This window comes from Bacillus sp. RB3 (assembly GCF_030164735.1).
Lineage (GTDB): Bacteria > Bacillota > Bacilli > Bacillales > Bacillaceae_G > Bacillus_A > Bacillus_A cereus.
In genome coordinates this window covers 435,097-452,049 of sequence record NZ_JASNGE010000002.1, presented here as the reverse complement: position 1 = coordinate 452,049, position 16,953 = coordinate 435,097, and the positions used below count along the sequence as shown (strand labels likewise).

Sequence of the window (16,953 nt, the reverse complement as noted above, 5' to 3'; positions counted from 1 at the left end):
ACGCACTTGACTTTTAATCCATGTAATTTATAATTAAAAACGGAATGAATTTTCATTCCTGGAAATAGAGGTGGAAAAAATGGCTAAAAACAAACAAGAGGATATTTTTGATGCTGCGATGCAACTTTTTGCAGAGCGTGGTTACGATGGTACGACAATTCCAATGATCGCTGAAAAGGCAAAAGTCGGTGCGGGTACTATTTATCGCTATTTTGAAAATAAAGAGGCACTTGTTAACTCATTATTTTCAAAAAGTATGTTAGAGCTTTCTGAAATAATAAAAACGGATTTTCCTGTTGAAGCAAATATTCGTGAACAGTTTAGTCATACGTACAACCGTTTATTTGAATTTGCGAGAAACAATGTAGATGCTTTTTTATTTACAAATTCTCACTGTGATAGTTATTTTCTTGATGAACAGAGTAAGAAAATATTTGATGATTTTATAGGCTTCTTTATGAATATTATTGAAGATGGAATCGCAAAAGGTTTTCTTCGTCCATTGCCTCCAGTTGCTTTAATTATTATTGTATATCAACCGCTAGAAAAATTAACGAAAGTAATTGCAACAGGGCAATTAGAATACTCGAAAGAGTTAGTAAAAGAATTAGAAGAAAGCTCTTGGAACGCTATTAGAATCATTTGATTCTATAGCTTTATAAGGAAAGGAATGAATATTCATTCCTAAATAGATTTAAAAAATGAGAGTAGGAAAGGATGTTTGTGTAACTAAGGGAATGAACATTCATTCCGGAAAGACTAGTTTAATAGAATTTACAAAATAATGTAATAGAACAATAGGAATGAACGTTCATTCCGTTACTAACGTGAAACTTTCAAAACGGGAGATGATTCAAATGAGCAAGTTAAAAAGTTGGAGAAGTTTATCTTTTCTATTATGGATAGTTATTACTATTACAATGGTCGTAACGATGCCTAATATGGATCAATTAGTGAAAGAAAAAGGGAAAATTACAATCCCTAATACAAAGCAAAGCAGTATTGCTGACAAGATGATGAAAGAGATGAATAAAGAAGGGGTTGAAAAGTATGAAATTATAGCCGTTTTTAATAGTGGCAATAAGGCAGCTTTAACAGATGAACAAAAAAAGGAAATAACAAAAACAATCAACGCCCTGCAAAATGAAAAAGAGCAATTAGGAATTAAGGAAGTTGTTTCACATTTAGACAATAAAGACTTGGAGAAACAATTAGTTTCTAAAGATAATACGACTATTTTAACGCAAATATCGATAGATAAAAAACATGGTGAAATATCAAAAGTTTCAAATAATCTTCATGAAAAAGTGCAAACGAAAGGGGTAAAAACGTATTTAACAGGAAGTGACTTAATAGCGGGTGATTTTCTTAAATCCTCTCAAGAGGGAGTGAAAAAGACAGAAGTTATTTCAATCATTTTCATTCTTGTAGTATTAATCCTCGTATTCCGTTCACCAGTTGTTCCAATTGTTTCTCTTCTTACAGTTGGTATATCGTATTTAGTTTCAATGGGGATTATTGCCCAGCTTGTAGATCAATTTAATTTTCCATTCTCAAACTTTACACAAGTGTTCGTAGTCGTCGTCCTGTTTGGGGTAGGAACAGATTATAACATTTTATTATATACGAGGTTTAAAGAAGAATTAAGTAAACAAGAAAATGCATTTTTAGCTACGAAAGAAACATTCAAATCAGCAGGTAAAACTGTATTATATAGCGGAATAGCGGTGCTAATTGGTTTTGCATCACTTGCTTTAGCAAGTTTTAAATTATATCAATCGACTTCAGCGGTAGCAATTGGTGTTTTAGTATTATTACTCGTATTAACGACTTTAAATCCATTTTTCATGGTGCTTTTAGGAAAAGGAATGTTTTATCCAGTTAAAACATTTAAAGGTCATGAGGATAGTCGCTTATGGGGATTCTTTGCGAAAAACTCAGTAGCAAGGCCATTTGTCGCTTTAATCATCGTATTCGTAATATCGATTCCTTTCGTATTAAAATACTCTAATACACTTAATTACAATGATTTATTTGAAGTGGATAATAAGTATGAATCCAAGATGGGTATTAACGTAATAGAGGATCATTTTCCGCCTGGTTTCTCTTCACCGAGTACATTAGTCATTCAATCTGATAAAAAGCTGGATGAAGGAACTTCTCTACAAATTTTAGACGAATTAACTGATAAAATTTCGAAAGTTAAAGGTGTGTCAGAAGTATATGCACCAACACGTCCAACTGGTGAGAAGATAAAAGAATTATATTTAAATAAGCAAGCGGGAGAATTGAATACAGGATTAGGAGATGCCGATGGTGGCATAAAGGAAATTAATGATGGATTAACAGATGCGAAAAATAAAATGGGAAGTAATGATTCAAATAGTCTTGCGAATGTTCAAAAATTAATTGATGGAACGAACGAGGCGAAAAACGGGGTATCAGCATTAGGAACAGCTTTACATCAATTATCAAATGGCATAAACGACGGTGCACAAGGAGCACAGCAAATTGAGAGTGGTTTAGCTTCAGTAAACGAAAATATAAATGTTCTATCTAATGCAACGTCGCAGCTGCATGCTGGTTATGCACAGTTAGAAAAAGGTTTAAACTCTTACGATCAATACTTCGGAAGTATTTTTCAAGCGATTGATGGTGCGAAAAAGGGATATGAACAAATTGAAATGTTAATGACCAATTTCGTTCAAACGAAACCAGAATTAGCGAATGATCCAAACATACAACAAACGATAGGAATTGCTAAAGAGGCTCAAAAGAAATTAAGCGTACTTTCAAATGAATTAAATCAATTAGCAACACAGCACAAAACGGCGATGAGTTCATTTAAAGAAGCGAATCAATCGTTACTGAAAGTGGATAACGGCTTAAAAGAAATGAGCAATGGAGTTAATAAGTTACAAAAGGGAGCAGCCGATCTTAAAAATGGATTAAATGAAGGTTCTTCAGGTTCAAAACAAATTGCAAATAAATCAGTTGAGTTACAATCTGGATTAACGAAAATAAACGATGGGCAAGGACAACTTTTAACGGGCCTTAAAGACCTGCAAGAAAAGATGGGGCAATTACAATCCGGTTTATCTAAAAGTACAGAAGGGCTTGGAAAAGTAAGTAATGGCCTGCATGACGCACAAAAATATTTAGGGGAGCTCAATGAATCGAAGAGCTCTGAGAAGTTTTATATTCCAAAAGAAGTGCTAGAGGGAGAAGATTTCCAAAAAGCATTGAACACGTACATGTCGCAGGATAGAAAAATTGCTAAAATGACTATCATTTTAGATGTAAATCCGTATTCAAAAGAAGCGATGCCAATTATTCAAGAAATCAATAAAACAATCGATGGCACTGTAAAGGGAACGGAATTACATGATGCGAAAACAGCAATTGGCGGAACAACAGCTAGAAACGTTGATTTAAAAGAAGTAACAGGGCAAGATTTCTTACGTACAGCTACAATTATGTTAATTGGAATTGCGATTGTATTAATCGTAATTACACGCTCATTACTAAACACAATATTTATTATTGGCTCATTACTATTAGCGTACTTCGCATCACTCGGTATAAGCGAACAAATTAGTGCACATGTATTACATGTAGATTCATTAAGCTGGAATGTTCCATTCTTTAGCTTCATTATGATTGTCGCTTTAGGAGTGGATTATAGTATTTTCGTAATGATGCGCTATAACGAGATAGAAGGGGATTCGGTAACGAAAATTGTAACTGCATCTCGTCATATAGGAGGAGTTGTATTATCAGCGGCGCTAATTTTAGGCGGGACATTTGCAGCATTAATTCCATCAGGTGTATTAACACTTATACAAGTTGCATCAGTAGTTGGCGTTGCACTTCTTCTATTAGCTTTAATTGTGATGCCGATATTATTACCGGCGTTAATAGGGTTAACGAGTAAAATGAAGAGTTACAAAGAGAAAATAATAAATACGAAATAAGAAGAGACTGTAGGGAATGATTTCTCTACAGTTTTTTCGGTATATAATATTTCAGATGAAAATGAATCCGATATATTACAGAATGAGCAGTGAAAGGTTATATGAGAAAGAGGTCGATGATATACATACAATAGCTAGGGGAAGGGACAAAAACTATCCGATTTCATTGTAGAAAGGTAATCAACCGTTGCTATTCATCCAGCTTCTACTATATAATAGCTATAGTCTACAATAATTGAGTCGTAATATGCGATTTTTTAAGACAATCGGTGAGAAAACGCTGAAATAAGCGGTATTAGTAGGAGGACACAAATGATTACAGTAAGTAACGTTAGTTTGCGTTTCGCGGATCGCAAATTATTTGAAGATGTTAACATAAAATTCACGCCAGGTAACTGCTACGGTTTAATCGGAGCAAACGGTGCTGGTAAATCTACATTCCTAAAGATTTTATCTGGAGAAATTGAACCATCAACAGGTGACATACATATTACGCCAGGTGAGCGTCTAGCAGTATTAAAACAGAACCACTTCGAATATGAAGAGTTCCCAGTATTAGAAACAGTAATTATGGGTCACACGCAACTTTACAAAGTAATGCAAGAGAAAAATGCTATTTACATGAAAGAAGACTTTAGTGATGAAGATGGAATGCGCGCTGCTGAACTTGAAGGTGAGTTCGCTGAGCTTAACGGTTGGGAAGCTGAGTCAGAAGCTGCAATTCTTCTTAAAGGTTTAGGTATTGGTGAAGATCTTCATGATAAGAAATTGTCAGAATTAACTGGGGCAGAGAAAGTAAAAGTATTACTTGCTCAAGCTTTATTCGGTCAACCTGATATTCTATTATTAGATGAGCCTACCAACCACTTGGACTTAAAAGCGATTCAATGGTTAGAAAATTTCTTAATGAACTTTGAAAACACAGTTATCGTAGTATCCCATGACCGTCACTTCTTAAATAAAGTATGTACGCACATGGCTGACCTTGATTTCGGTAAAATTCAACTTTATGTTGGTAACTATGACTTCTGGTATGAGTCAAGCCAATTAGCTTTAAAATTAACACAAGATGCTAATAAGAAAAAAGAAGAGAAAGTAAAAGAGTTACAAAACTTCATTGCACGCTTTAGTTCAAACGCTTCTAAAGCGAAACAAGCAACTTCTCGTAAAAAATTATTAGACAAAATTACATTAGATGATATTAGACCGTCATCACGTCGTTACCCATTCGTTGGCTTCACACCTGAGCGTGAAGTAGGAAATGACTTATTAACTGTTGAAGGTCTTTCTAAAACAATTGATGGTGAAAAAGTGTTAGATAATGTGTACTTCACTTTAAATAAAGGTGATAAAGTTGCATTTATCGGCCGTAACGATATTGCGATGACAACATTATTTAAAATTCTTATGGGTGAAATGGAGCCGGATAGCGGTTCATTCAAATGGGGTGTTACAACCTCTCAATCTTACTTCCCAAGAGATAACTCTAAGTACTTTGAGAACAGTGATTACAACTTAGTTGAATGGTTACGTCAATTCTCTCCACAAGATGAGTCTGAAAGCTTCTTACGTGGTTTCTTAGGCCGTATGTTATTCTCAGGTGAAGAAGTTAAGAAGAACGTTTCTGTATTATCTGGAGGCGAAAAAGTTCGTTGTATGTTATCTAAAATGATGTTAAGTGGTGCGAACGTAATCACACTTGACGATCCAACGAACCACTTAGACCTTGAGTCAATCACAGCATTAAACAACGGTTTAATTGCATTCAAAGGTACAATCTTATTCACATCTCATGACCATCAGTTCGTGCAAACAATTGCAAACCGCATTATCGAAGTAACACCAAACGGTGTAATTGATAAAGAGGCTACTTATGATGAGTTCTTAGAAAATGAGGAACTTCAAAAACAAGTAGATGCAATGTACAAAGGTCAATAATATATAATGAAAAAACTCGCTCTTTTTAGAGCGAGTTTTTTGTCGAGAAAACGTAACATCGCTGGTCGATCAAATGAATAATTATTCAAATATAATATTAATGAACAGGAGAATTCTTTCATGTATGGAAGGGATGTAATGACTTTAAGATTTAAAGAGTTAGTTGAAGAAGGGAAATGTAAGTGGAGTAATATAATCAAATCGTATTATTTTGTCATGTGAAATATGTACCAAATTTGGAGATAGAATAGTTTGCGAATGAGTTTATAAAGGTATATAGTATGGGGTGTCATAATTAGCGGATGAATCTTGGGAGAAAACAGGAAATGTTACAAATTTATTTTGTTAAATAGAAACCAAGGTCAAAATGTCTAGAAAGAAATAGTTGAATAAATACTAGCTTCAAATTATAATTACTAATATTCTTCATATAGTTAAATAAAGATAATCTATTTGAAGAAGAAAATTTGAATAGAGAGACAGACTTATAAAAAAATAAGCCTTGGATGATCAAAAGAGGTGGAGAAATGAAACAGTTCTTATTAAAGAGCAAAAGTGTGTTAAGCAATCATTTTGGATTCTTTCTGTTTGCCGTTATTTTATTGTGGCTCAAAACATATGCAGCTTATGTAACGGAATTCAATTTAGGAATTTCAAACACAATCCAAAAATTCTTGCTGTTTTTTAACCCGCTTAGTTCAGCAGTTCTATTTTTAGGACTTGCATTATTTGCAAAAGGGAAACGATCTTATATTTGGTTAATTATCATTAATTTGTTATTGTCGATTCTTTTATACGCAAACGTAGTATACTATCGCTTTTTCAGTGACTTTATTACGTTCCCGACATTAACACAAACGAATAACTTTGGAGATTTAGGTGGTAGTATTCTTGCGTTGCTACATCTTTATGATCCATTATACTTCTTAGACACGATTATATTAATTGTGTTAGTCGCAACAAAATTTGCAAATCCAAAACCAATTCGTGTTGCGAAGCATAAATTATCTCTAGTATTTGTAGTAGGTATTTTATTATTCAGTGTTAACTTAGGTCTTGCAGAGTCTGACCGTCCTGAATTATTAACAAGAACGTTTGACCGTAATTATATTGTGAAATATTTAGGTGCATACAACTACACAATTTATGATGGAATTCAAAGTGCGAAAGCATCGACAGAACGAGCATTAGCGGATGGCGATAATATGACAGAAGTACGAAATTATTTAACATCAACTTATGCAAGTCCAAATCCTGAGTATTTCGGTAAAGGAAAGGGAATGAACGTAATTTACATTCATTTAGAGTCATTCCAAAACTTCTTAATTGATTACAAATTAAATGGTCAAGAAGTTACACCGTTCTTAAACTCATTTACAAAAGATGCGAATACACTATACTTTGATAACTTCTTCCATCAAACAGGACAAGGGAAAACATCTGATGCGGAGTTTATGTTAGAGAATTCAATGTTTGGCTTACCGCAAGGTTCTGTCTTTACAACGAAATCTCATAATACGTATCAATCGGCACCAGCTATTTTAGGACAACAAGGATACACATCAGCAGTATTCCACGGTAACTACAAAACATTCTGGAACCGTGACGATATTTATAAATCATTTGGTTTTAATAAATTCTTTGATGCGTCATACTACGATATGAATGAAAAAGACGTAGTAAACTACGGATTAAAAGATAAACCGTTCTTTAATGAATCTATTCCGTTATTACAAACGTTGAAACAACCGTTCTATACAAAGTTTATTACGTTATCGAACCATTTCCCTTATCCAATCGATAAGGCAGAAGCAACGATTGAACCAGCAACAACAGGTGATTCATCAGTAGATACGTACTTCCAAACAGCACGCTATTTAGATGAATCTGTAAAAGGCTTCATCGATTACTTGAAACAATCTGGTTTATATGATAACTCAATTATTGTTATGTACGGAGACCATTACGGTATTTCAGATAATCATAATGCAGCAATGTCAAAAGTAATGGGTAAAGAAATGAACTCATTTGAAAATGCACAGTTACAACGTGTACCATTAATCGTTCGTGTACCAGGAGTGAAAGGTGGCGTACAACATCAATACGGTGGTGAAATTGACGTTCTTCCAACGCTATTACACTTACTAGGTACAGATACAAAGAATTATGTTCAATTCGGTTCTGATTTATTATCACCAGATCATAAACAAGTCGTTGCGTTCCGTAACGGTAACTACGTAAGCCCAACAGTTACTGCACTAAACGGCAAATACTATGATACAACTACTGGAAAACCTGTAGAATTTACAGATGAAATAAAGAAAAATGAACAAATGGTTCAAAACTCACTAAAATACTCTGACCAAGTCGTAAATGGTGACTTATTACGATTCTACACACCGGAAGGATTCACTCCAGTAGATCGTTCGAAGTATAACTATAACAACCGTGATAAAAACAAAACGAAGGTAAAAACGACTCCGGAAGGGGAAGCTAAATAAATAATAAAAGGCGCTATTCATATGAATAGCGCCTTTTATTTGTAAATATACCATCATTATGAGACAGAACCAGCTGTTGCTTTTTGTTTTGCCTTTCCGAAGAAAACTACACCGACGATGATAATAATGATAAATGCCCATTTAACGAAAGGGTTACTTTCGAAAAATCCAGCGAACCATTTCTCATCTACAATCATTTTCGCGGCAGTATAAGCTAAAACGGCTGCTCCGATCGTAATGATGACAGGAAAACGATCCACCCATTTTAAAATTAATGTACTGCCCCATACGACTACTGGAATAGACACTAATAATCCGATGATTACTAAAGAAAAGTTACCATGGGCAGCTCCTGCAACAGCGAGTACATTATCAATGCCCATTAACGCATCAGCAATAATAATAGTTTTAATAGCAGACCAAAATCCTTCTTCGGCTTTAATATCATGATTTTTGCCCTCAGCGATCAGCTTGTAAGCGATCCAAATAAGAAGTACACCACCAATTAGGAGTAATCCAGGTATTTTTAATAACCAAACGACAACTAAGGTAGCGAGGGCTCTAATGGCAATTGCTCCAATAGTTCCCCAAATGATAACTTTCTTTTGTTGGTCTTTCGGTAATCTTCTTGCTGCTAATCCAATTACGATGGCGTTATCTCCGGCTAACACTAAATCGATTACAATAATGGCAAGCAAGGCAGACAAATATTCAGGTGAAAGAAAATCCATATACATATCACTCCTTAAGAGTAATATGTGCTAAAGTGTTGATAATATAAAAAAGGATTGAAATTGTATATTCAATCCTTTTTTGACTGTATTCTGATATGTATGTTTTTATTTTGAATAAGTCGCTTTTGTAGTTTTTTACTTATCGCGTTTCTTTCTTAAATTGATTCCAAGCTTCTTCAGTTTGCACTATAAATACGATTATATAACATCTACTTATTTAAACTAGGTTAAAGATAGCATGTGATATTTCAAAGTTAAATTTATTTGATAAAAGGGAAGGGACGTATAATATTGATATGGTGCAAGCGTGTATAGGTTTTCTCTATAAGGAAATTCTAAAAACGATAAAAAGACTTGATAACCTACTAGAGGGGATCAAGTCTTTTCATTACATACGATTATCATGCCAGAAGTTTAATGGGAAGTGTTCGTTCTCATTATATGCTTCTAATTCATATCCTTTTTCTTTCAGTCCTTTAATAATTCCAGGTACTGCTTTTACTGATTGTGGATGAATATCATGCATAAGGATAACTTCTGTTGGATTTGTAGAATGAGCTAGAACGTTTTCTACAATTTTAGCTGATGCAGCATCAACTTGCATTTTGTTATATTTCCAGTCTAAAGAATCAATTGTCCAATCCCAAACTTTTAAGCCATTGTCTACAACTTTGTTGCGAAGACCTTCGTTTAATCCTGGCATAGAGCCGTAAGCTGGACGAGTTAATACTGGTGATTTACCTAAAACACCAGCGATTAAGCCTTGGTCTTCCTTCATTTCATCTACGTAATGACCTTCAGTGTAAAGTTTTTTGTAGTTATGAGTCATACTGTGCATCCCAACGTAGTGGCCTTCAGCATCTTCGCGTTTTACAAGATCAGGGAAAGCTTTTACGTTTGAACCAATTAGGAAAAATGTTGCTTTTGCATTTTCTTTCTTTAACATATCTAAAAGCTCAGCTGTGTATTTTCCAGGACCGTCATCAAATGTTAAATAAGCGACTTTTCTAACTTGCCCGTTATAATGTTTTGGAGCTTCTTTCGGAGCAAGAGATGTTTGAATCTCACTTACAAGTTGAACAGATTTTGCTTCATCCTCTGTACTAGCTAAAGCAGTATGTACTGATCCAAAAGCCGCTTCGTATGTGAATAATACTCCCGCACAAACTAACATAGCCCTTTTTACTAAAGTTGTCATTCGAATTCCATTGTGCATAATTTTCCTTCTCTCTATAAAAGTTCTACTCTACTATATTAGCAATTATAGGTAGGGAAATGCAAAGAAACTTTTTTACACTTGTAAAAAAGTTTACCCAAAAGTATGCAAGATTTTATATCAATTGCAGTTTTGAAAAATAGAATGAATTTAACCTTTATTATTTAAACTTTCAATCACCAAATCATACTTTCGTATCACTTCGTTTTCGTTCCAAATATTGATTCGAATATTTTTGATTTTTATTAAAATATTGGTAAAGAAACAATTATATGAAAAAAGGAGCGGGAATATGAATAATTATATTTGCACTACATGTGGAGTACAGTATCCCGAAAATGAAGAAGCACCTTCTCCCTGTAAAATTTGTAATGAGGAAAGGCCATATGTTAATCCAATTGGGCAGTCATGGATAACATTAGAAACAATGCAAAATAGCAATTTATACTAAAGTCCTATTGTTTATTAACTAATAGATCTTTCAACTTAGGAAGCTCACACTAATGAGGGATGTTAAAGGGAATATATGTAACCTATACTAATTACTATAAAGCTTTGAAAAATGAAAAGGAGGAGAATTGCATGAAGAATTGGGTTCAATTTAGAATTGCAAGACCAACAGATAAATTTGAAGAAGTGATCAGTTTTTATGAAACAGGATTAGGACTAAAACGTATAGGGGAATTTCACAATCACGAAGGATATGACGGGGTTATGTTTGGATTACCAGATGAAGAGTATCATTTGGAGTTTACTACACATGTTAATGGAAGTCCATGTCCGGCACCGACAAAAGATAATTTACTAGTTTTTTATATGCCTAATAAAGATGAAATTGAAAAGATAGTGAATCGATTAAGTAATATCGGCTATCATGAGGTGGAACCAGAAAACCCGTATTGGATAGAGAAAGGAACCACAATAGAGGATCCAGATGGTTGGAGAATTGTGCTTATGAATGCATCTGAATAAGGAAACTATTTTCATATGAAATAGAGTGTAGCAAAATGATTTAGACATAAATCCCTACAGCGTTTGTAGGGATTTTTATATAAGAAAATCTTATTGAGAGAGTTATTAAAATGTAGAAAGTATTTTGGCTAAGAATAAATGTAGTAAACATAATTTATGAAGGAGGTATAAAAGTATGATAGTAAACCATTTTAAAGAGTTTTCTAAACATGTTGGAAATACACATCTCATTAAAAGTTCTTTCGTAGTTTATATCTTATTCTACGGAAAATTGATACCATCAAAAAACTGTATGTTTAACATGTATAGTTTTTTGATGGTGTAGCTGTGCAATGTTTAAAAATTTCACATACCGTATTTTAAAAATAAATATAGGAAAACCAAAAAGTAATGTAGAATATATCGTACATACATATATACAGTCAACATAAAAGATAAAGAGGTGGGTATATGTTACTTGAGGAAGTAATGCAGCAACTAGAGGAATATGGAACAGAACAAAATCGAAAAACGTATAAAAACCACGGAGCGAAAGAGCCGTTATTTGGAGTTAGTTTTGCGAATTTAAAATTGTTAAAAAAGAAGATAAAAAAAGATCATGATTTAGCAGTTGGATTGTGGGAAACGAAAAATATGGACGCAATGACATTAGCAACTTATATTTTAGATCCGAAAAAAATAACGACAGAACAGCTTAATAGTTGGATTCAGGATGTTGATTATTACTGTTTGATGGATGTTCTTATGACATCTATATGTACTTCGCCAATTGCAATAGAAAGAATGGAAGAGTGGACAAAGTCTAATGATGAATGGATTGGAAGAGCTGGCTGGTCTTTATTAGCAAATATAGCGATTAAAAATAAAACGTTACATGATGATTTCTTCTCTCCGTACTTAGAAGAGATTAAAGAAAATATACATAATGAAAAAAATAGAAAAAAAGAAGCGATGAATAGTGCTTTAATCGCAATAGGAATTCGTAATGAAGACTTAGAGCGACAAGCGATTGAAATTGCACGTGAAATTGGAAAAGTAGAGGTTGATCACGGTGCAACATCATGTAAAACACCAGATGCAGAAAGCTATATAAAAAAAGCGAGAGAAAGAGCTGAAAAAAAGAAAGTGAAATAAGAAAAGAGGATCGGTTATGAAAGCAATTGACGCAGCACAAAACATAATTACATTACAATTTTCTAATTGTGATGTAGCTTTACTCGGCGGAAGCGTTGCACGAGGAGAAGCGACGAAAACATCTGACCTTGATATTGTAATAGTTGACCAAAGTTTAACTTCTTGCTATAGGGAATCTTTCTATAGTAATGGATGGCCTGTTGAGGTGTTTGTTCATAATTTTGAAACATATAAAACCTTTTTCAAAATGGATTGTGATCGAGGGAGACCGTCGTTACCACAATTAGTTTCGGAAGGGATTGCATTAAAAGGTGAAAAGGAAATTGTTGAGAAATTAAAAAAAGAAGCGAATGATTTACTACATAAAGGACCAGCTAAATGGACCGAAGAAACGATTAAGCAGAAGCGATATTTTATTACGGATACTTTAGATGACTTTATTGGTGCAACAAAAAGAGAAGAAGAATTGTTTATCGCTAATTTATTAGCGGATTTAGTACATGAATATGTATTAAGAGTAAATGGTAAGTGGCTTGGGAGTTCAAAATGGTTTATTAGAGTGCTAAGAAGATATGATGAGCAATATGCAAACAAATTTGTAGCCGCTTTTGATCATTTTTATAAAACGGGAGAGAAAAATGAATTAATTCATTTTATAGAAAAGACGTTAGAACAGTATGGTGGAAGAGTGTTCGAAGGATTTTCTATTGGTAAATAAAAAGGGGAGAGAAAAATGAATGTACCATATGTTCAATTAAGAGAATTGAAACTAGATGATGTAGAAGATCGCTATCAATGGTCATTAGATAGAGATGTAACAAAGCATTTAGTCGTACCAGATCAATATCCTCCGTTCACTCGTGGAGATACGAGAAACTGGATTGAAGCTTGTATAAGCCGAAAAAATGGTTATGAACAAAGGGCAATCGTTACTGAGGCAGGTATACATATTGGATGGGTAGACCTTAAAAATTTTGATAAAACAAATAAAAATGCTGAACTAGGAATTGCGATTGGAAATAAAGACTATTGGGGTAAAGGATTTGGAATGGCAGCTCTAAACAGCATGTTACAAATAGGTTTTTCTCAGTTTGAATTGGAGAAAATTTGGTTACGTGTAGATGAAGATAATACAAAAGCTAAAAAGAGTTATGAAAGTGCCGGATTTGTATGCGAAGGGTTAATGAGAAATGATCGATTGAGACAGGGGAAGTTCATTCATCGCAATCGTTACAGTATATTAAAAGAAGAGTATGAATCAAAAAAGTAGCCTATAAAAATATTATGTAAATTAAAAAGGGGAAGATAAAATGATTCGATTACTTACAAAAGCGGATGCAAAACAATATTGGGAGTTACGTTTACAAGCATTACAAGTAAATCCAGAAGCATTTATAACGACTTATGAAGAAGCAGTACGTCAAGAAAATCCTCTTGAACGAGTTGCTAGTAATCTTTCATCCAATAGTAGTTTTACATTTGGTGCTTTTAATAATGAAAATCGTTTAGTTGGGGTTGTTACTTTATTAACAGAAGAAAAAGACGCATATAAGCATAAAGGACATATCGTTGCAATGTATGTAGATACTGAAAATCGAAGAAGTGGTCTTGCACGTGATTTAATACGTAAAGCAATTGAAAGGGCAAAAGAGATGAAGCTAGAGCAATTGAATTTAGGGGTTGTGTCAACGAACGAACCAGCCAAACGATTATATGAATCAATGGGATTTAAAACATACGGAATTGAAAAAAGGGCTATAAAAATGAGTGGTGTGTATAGTGATGATGAACATATGGTGTTGTTCTTTTAAGAGAGGAAGTTTTGTATGAAAAAGGCGAAACTGCGACAATAAGATGGTGAATATGGCATATAGCAGATCATAATCGGTATCATCAAGCTCATATCAGTCGTTTGAGGAAATTATACAGAGAATATAAACTACATATTCTTTAATTTTTGAATGAACGAACGCCCCTAAATAATAATTAAAGGAGGCGTTTGTTTTTATTCGTTCGCTTTTCTTCCCAAGCTATCATTAAATTTTTATGATAATCTTTTGGTTTCTCAATAGAAAACCAGTAAATTGAATGTGCAATAGTTGGTAGCCATCTTTTATAGCGGATGTGTATATTTTCATGGTGAGTATAGTGGGTCGAGATTAAAGTAGATTTTGACCCTTGAAAATTTTGATATGTAATGGCCTCGATTTCATACCAATGTACTTTATTCCCATGTAAATCTACTACAATTCCTTCATCATCCCAAAGTGAAATGTAAGTTTGTATGTAGATTTTTCATCGCGTATACTAAAATATATGTCATAGAGATAAAAAATTAAATACAAGGGGTTTTACAATGAAAGCAATTGTTATAGGGATATTGGCATCATTTTTCTTTGCCTTTACTTTTGTTTTAAACAGGGCAATGGACTTAGAAGGTGGAAGCTGGATTTGGAGTGCATCATTACGGTATTATTTTATGGTTCCAATGCTATTACTTATTGTTATGTATAGAGGGAACTTAAAGCAACTCTTTCAATATATGAAAAACAATCCGAAAGAATGGTTAGTGTGGAGTATCGTTGGATTTGGTCTCTTTTATGCACCGCTTAGTTTTGCTGGAGCGTTCGGACCAGGTTGGCTTGTTGCATCAACATGGCAAATTACAATCGTTGCAGGGATTTTGTTAACACCATTTTTTGCGGTGGATCCACTACATAAAAAACTTCCGATGAAGGAATTAGTTATGTCGGGCATTATTTTATTCGGTGTTGTTCTCATGCAAGCAGAACATGCTTCTTCATTAGGTATTCGTGAAACCGTTTTATGTGTAGTTCCTGTACTTATTGCAGCATTTGCGTATCCTCTTGGAAATAGAAAAATGATGCAAGTTTGTAAAGGGGAATTAGATGTATTTCAGCGAGTACTCGGTATGACATTAGCAAGTTTACCATTTTGGTTTTTATTATCTGGTTACGAAGTATCAACAGGCGGATTACCGTCAAGTAGCCAAGTTTTTCAATGTTTTATTGTAGCAGTTAGCTCTGGGTTAATCGCGACAGTATTATTTTTCTTTGCAACAGATCTTGTGAAAGATGATCCGCAAAAATTAGCAACAGTGGAAGCGACGCAGTCTGGTGAAGTTTTATTTGCGCTAGTAGGAGAGCTGATCTGGTTATCTGCACCAATTCCGTCATCATTATCTTGGATTGGTATGAGTCTCGTTATTATTGGAATGATACTTCATAGTTATGTGGCTGTCGTTGTAAAAAAAGAAGAAAAAATAACGGCGTAATGAGATTAGCTCTTTTTATTAAGAGTTAGTCTTTTTTTCATAGAAAGGGATGAAAGTATGAATATACATCGCGTTGAACAAATTGAAAAAGATTCAATATTAAATGTGCTACAATATGCCGTCGGTCCAAATGAAATAAGCTTAAAGAAGGCAATAATATTTTATCAAAGTAATAAAGGGACTTTGTACAAATATAAAGAAAAAGCTTGTCTAGGTATTGAAATAATCGGAGAAACTAAAGCACGAATATGTCATATAGCAGTGGCTCCAGATTATCGTCAAAAAGGAATTGCACTACAAATGATTAAAGAGATTGTAAGAGTATACCAATTGACTTATATAGAAGCAGAGACAGACGATGGGGCGGTAGAATTTTATAAAAGAATTGGTTTTCAAGTTAAAAGTTTAGGAGAAAAATATCCAGGGATAGAAAGATTTCATTGTTACATGGAAAAATAGCATGAAAATATATAATTGTACATATTGAATATAGTTTGAAAAAAATAATAATTTCATTATATAATATAGGTATCTGGAAAAATATAGATAAAAGAAGATAGGTGTATAACACGTGAGAATGGAGAAAAGTAAGTTTATAAAAATAGCTACTTCAATAGGGGTGTCATCTTTTTTATTAACAGGTTGTGGTGATTATGAAGAAGAAACTGCTCAGCAAGAAAGTACAGCTGTTAAAACAGATGGTGCAAAACAAAGAAATGAACAAGAAACATTAAATTGTGATGATAAAGCCCCAACCAATGAAAATGTAGAGAAAGATGAGTTATGCAAGGAAAATAATCCGTCATTTTCATCTTATCATGAAAACTCTCATTTACCGATACTTCCATTTGTAGCAGGATATTTATTAGCGAGTAGAACTTCAAATATGAATTATACAGCAAAACCAAATTTAATGAAGAAACCGTATGCAAATAATGTTATTCCATATCGTGAAAAAGATGAGCGTAGAACAGGTGGCGGTAGTAGCGGTGGTTATACTGGTGGTTCTAACGGTAACAATAATACTTCCAATAAAGTAGATTTAAATAAACAGCAGCCAAATCCATCCAATAAAGTAACACCAGATACAAATACGCCAAAATCATCTACTACGCAAACACCGAAAGTAAACTCTGGTTCAAGTGGAATTGGAAACGCAAAAGCGCCAGCAGGATCCTAAAACGAAAGG

14 protein-coding genes and 1 pseudogene are annotated in these 16,953 nt (G+C 33.8%); 13 read left to right on the top strand and 2 right to left on the bottom strand.

What is annotated here, in order from left to right; translation table 11 throughout:
• Window positions 1-79 precede the first annotated feature (79 nt).
• The 4 genes from QO049_RS05275 (at window position 80) to ltaS (ending at window position 8,413) form a co-directional block, all read left to right on the top strand.
• Window positions 80-646 (top strand): TetR/AcrR family transcriptional regulator, encoded by a 567-nt coding sequence (locus tag QO049_RS05275; RefSeq protein WP_001107299.1) that lies wholly within the window; start codon window positions 80-82, stop codon window positions 644-646.
• A gap of 211 nt (window positions 647-857) precedes the next feature.
• Window positions 858-3,974: an MMPL family transporter gene (locus QO049_RS05270; protein ID WP_142329791.1), complete on the top strand. Its 3,117-nt coding sequence runs from the start codon at window positions 858-860 to the stop codon at window positions 3,972-3,974.
• A 312-nt stretch (window positions 3,975-4,286) separates the two neighbouring features.
• On the top strand, window positions 4,287-5,912 hold the full coding sequence (locus QO049_RS05265) for an ABC-F family ATP-binding cassette domain-containing protein (protein ID WP_000633864.1): 1,626 nt from the start codon (window positions 4,287-4,289) through the stop codon (window positions 5,910-5,912).
• Window positions 5,913-6,439: 527 nt separating this feature from the next.
• Window positions 6,440-8,413 (top strand): lipoteichoic acid synthase, encoded by a 1,974-nt coding sequence (gene ltaS, locus QO049_RS05260; RefSeq protein WP_000808774.1) that lies wholly within the window; start codon window positions 6,440-6,442, stop codon window positions 8,411-8,413.
• A gap of 56 nt (window positions 8,414-8,469) precedes the next feature.
• Here ltaS and QO049_RS05255 read toward each other — a convergent pair whose 3' ends face one another.
• The gene (locus QO049_RS05255) at window positions 8,470-9,144 is read right to left on the bottom strand and encodes a TerC family protein (RefSeq protein ID WP_048567567.1); all 675 of its coding nucleotides are present in this window, start codon (window positions 9,142-9,144) and stop codon (window positions 8,470-8,472) included.
• A 391-nt stretch (window positions 9,145-9,535) separates the two neighbouring features.
• Window positions 9,536-10,363 (bottom strand): peptidoglycan-N-acetylglucosamine deacetylase, encoded by an 828-nt coding sequence (locus QO049_RS05250; protein ID WP_000551444.1) that lies wholly within the window; start codon window positions 10,361-10,363, stop codon window positions 9,536-9,538.
• Between the two features lie 582 nt (window positions 10,364-10,945).
• Between QO049_RS05250 and QO049_RS05245 the strand changes: the two genes are divergently transcribed.
• From QO049_RS05245 to QO049_RS05205, 9 genes and pseudogenes are all read left to right on the top strand, one after another.
• The gene (locus QO049_RS05245; protein WP_284489196.1) at window positions 10,946-11,335 is read left to right on the top strand and encodes a VOC family protein; all 390 of its coding nucleotides are present in this window, start codon (window positions 10,946-10,948) and stop codon (window positions 11,333-11,335) included.
• Window positions 11,336-11,785: 450 nt separating this feature from the next.
• Window positions 11,786-12,469 carry a DNA alkylation repair protein gene (locus tag QO049_RS05240; protein WP_000923455.1) on the top strand — a complete coding sequence of 228 codons (684 nt, stop codon included), beginning with the start codon at window positions 11,786-11,788 and terminating at the stop codon, window positions 12,467-12,469.
• 16 nt (window positions 12,470-12,485) lie between these two features.
• Window positions 12,486-13,187, top strand: coding sequence for a nucleotidyltransferase domain-containing protein (locus tag QO049_RS05235; RefSeq protein WP_000643682.1), 702 nt, complete (start codon window positions 12,486-12,488; stop codon window positions 13,185-13,187).
• 15 nt (window positions 13,188-13,202) lie between these two features.
• Entirely contained in the window at window positions 13,203-13,739 is a 537-nt protein-coding gene (locus QO049_RS05230; protein WP_246960277.1) for a GNAT family N-acetyltransferase, read from the top strand.
• A gap of 40 nt (window positions 13,740-13,779) precedes the next feature.
• Window positions 13,780-14,280: a GNAT family N-acetyltransferase gene (locus tag QO049_RS05225; RefSeq protein ID WP_246960274.1), complete on the top strand. Its 501-nt coding sequence runs from the start codon at window positions 13,780-13,782 to the stop codon at window positions 14,278-14,280.
• Window positions 14,277-14,423 (top strand): annotated as a pseudogene (locus QO049_RS05220) (DinB family protein); the annotation flags it as partial. The gene QO049_RS05225 and the pseudogene QO049_RS05220, both read left to right, overlap by 4 nt.
• Before the next feature lie 402 nt (window positions 14,424-14,825).
• Window positions 14,826-15,764: a DMT family transporter gene (locus QO049_RS05215; protein ID WP_000644587.1), complete on the top strand. Its 939-nt coding sequence runs from the start codon at window positions 14,826-14,828 to the stop codon at window positions 15,762-15,764.
• 57 nt (window positions 15,765-15,821) lie between these two features.
• Window positions 15,822-16,223: a GNAT family N-acetyltransferase gene (locus QO049_RS05210; RefSeq protein WP_098208241.1), complete on the top strand. Its 402-nt coding sequence runs from the start codon at window positions 15,822-15,824 to the stop codon at window positions 16,221-16,223.
• A gap of 112 nt (window positions 16,224-16,335) precedes the next feature.
• Window positions 16,336-16,944, top strand: coding sequence for a hypothetical protein (locus QO049_RS05205; RefSeq protein ID WP_001242222.1), 609 nt, complete (start codon window positions 16,336-16,338; stop codon window positions 16,942-16,944).
• The last annotated feature ends 9 nt before the right edge of the window (window positions 16,945-16,953 follow it).

What these genes read in the sequence shown, in the direction of transcription:
- QO049_RS05245 (WP_284489196.1), top strand. Translation starts at nt 10,946, where the DNA reads ATGAAGAATTGGGTTCAATTTAGAATTGCAAGACCAACAGATAAATTT.
- QO049_RS05215 (WP_000644587.1), top strand. Translation starts at nt 14,826, where the DNA reads ATGAAAGCAATTGTTATAGGGATATTGGCATCATTTTTCTTTGCCTTT.
- QO049_RS05230 (WP_246960277.1), top strand. Translation starts at nt 13,203, where the DNA reads ATGAATGTACCATATGTTCAATTAAGAGAATTGAAACTAGATGATGTA.
- QO049_RS05275 (WP_001107299.1), top strand. Translation starts at nt 80, where the DNA reads ATGGCTAAAAACAAACAAGAGGATATTTTTGATGCTGCGATGCAACTT.
- ltaS (WP_000808774.1), top strand. Translation starts at nt 6,440, where the DNA reads ATGAAACAGTTCTTATTAAAGAGCAAAAGTGTGTTAAGCAATCATTTT.
- QO049_RS05250 (WP_000551444.1), bottom strand. Translation starts at nt 10,363, where the DNA reads ATGCACAATGGAATTCGAATGACAACTTTAGTAAAAAGGGCTATGTTA.
- QO049_RS05225 (WP_246960274.1), top strand. Translation starts at nt 13,780, where the DNA reads ATGATTCGATTACTTACAAAAGCGGATGCAAAACAATATTGGGAGTTA.
- QO049_RS05240 (WP_000923455.1), top strand. Translation starts at nt 11,786, where the DNA reads ATGTTACTTGAGGAAGTAATGCAGCAACTAGAGGAATATGGAACAGAA.
- QO049_RS05210 (WP_098208241.1), top strand. Translation starts at nt 15,822, where the DNA reads ATGAATATACATCGCGTTGAACAAATTGAAAAAGATTCAATATTAAAT.
- QO049_RS05270 (WP_142329791.1), top strand. Translation starts at nt 858, where the DNA reads ATGAGCAAGTTAAAAAGTTGGAGAAGTTTATCTTTTCTATTATGGATA.
- QO049_RS05235 (WP_000643682.1), top strand. Translation starts at nt 12,486, where the DNA reads ATGAAAGCAATTGACGCAGCACAAAACATAATTACATTACAATTTTCT.
- QO049_RS05255 (WP_048567567.1), bottom strand. Translation starts at nt 9,144, where the DNA reads ATGGATTTTCTTTCACCTGAATATTTGTCTGCCTTGCTTGCCATTATT.
- QO049_RS05265 (WP_000633864.1), top strand. Translation starts at nt 4,287, where the DNA reads ATGATTACAGTAAGTAACGTTAGTTTGCGTTTCGCGGATCGCAAATTA.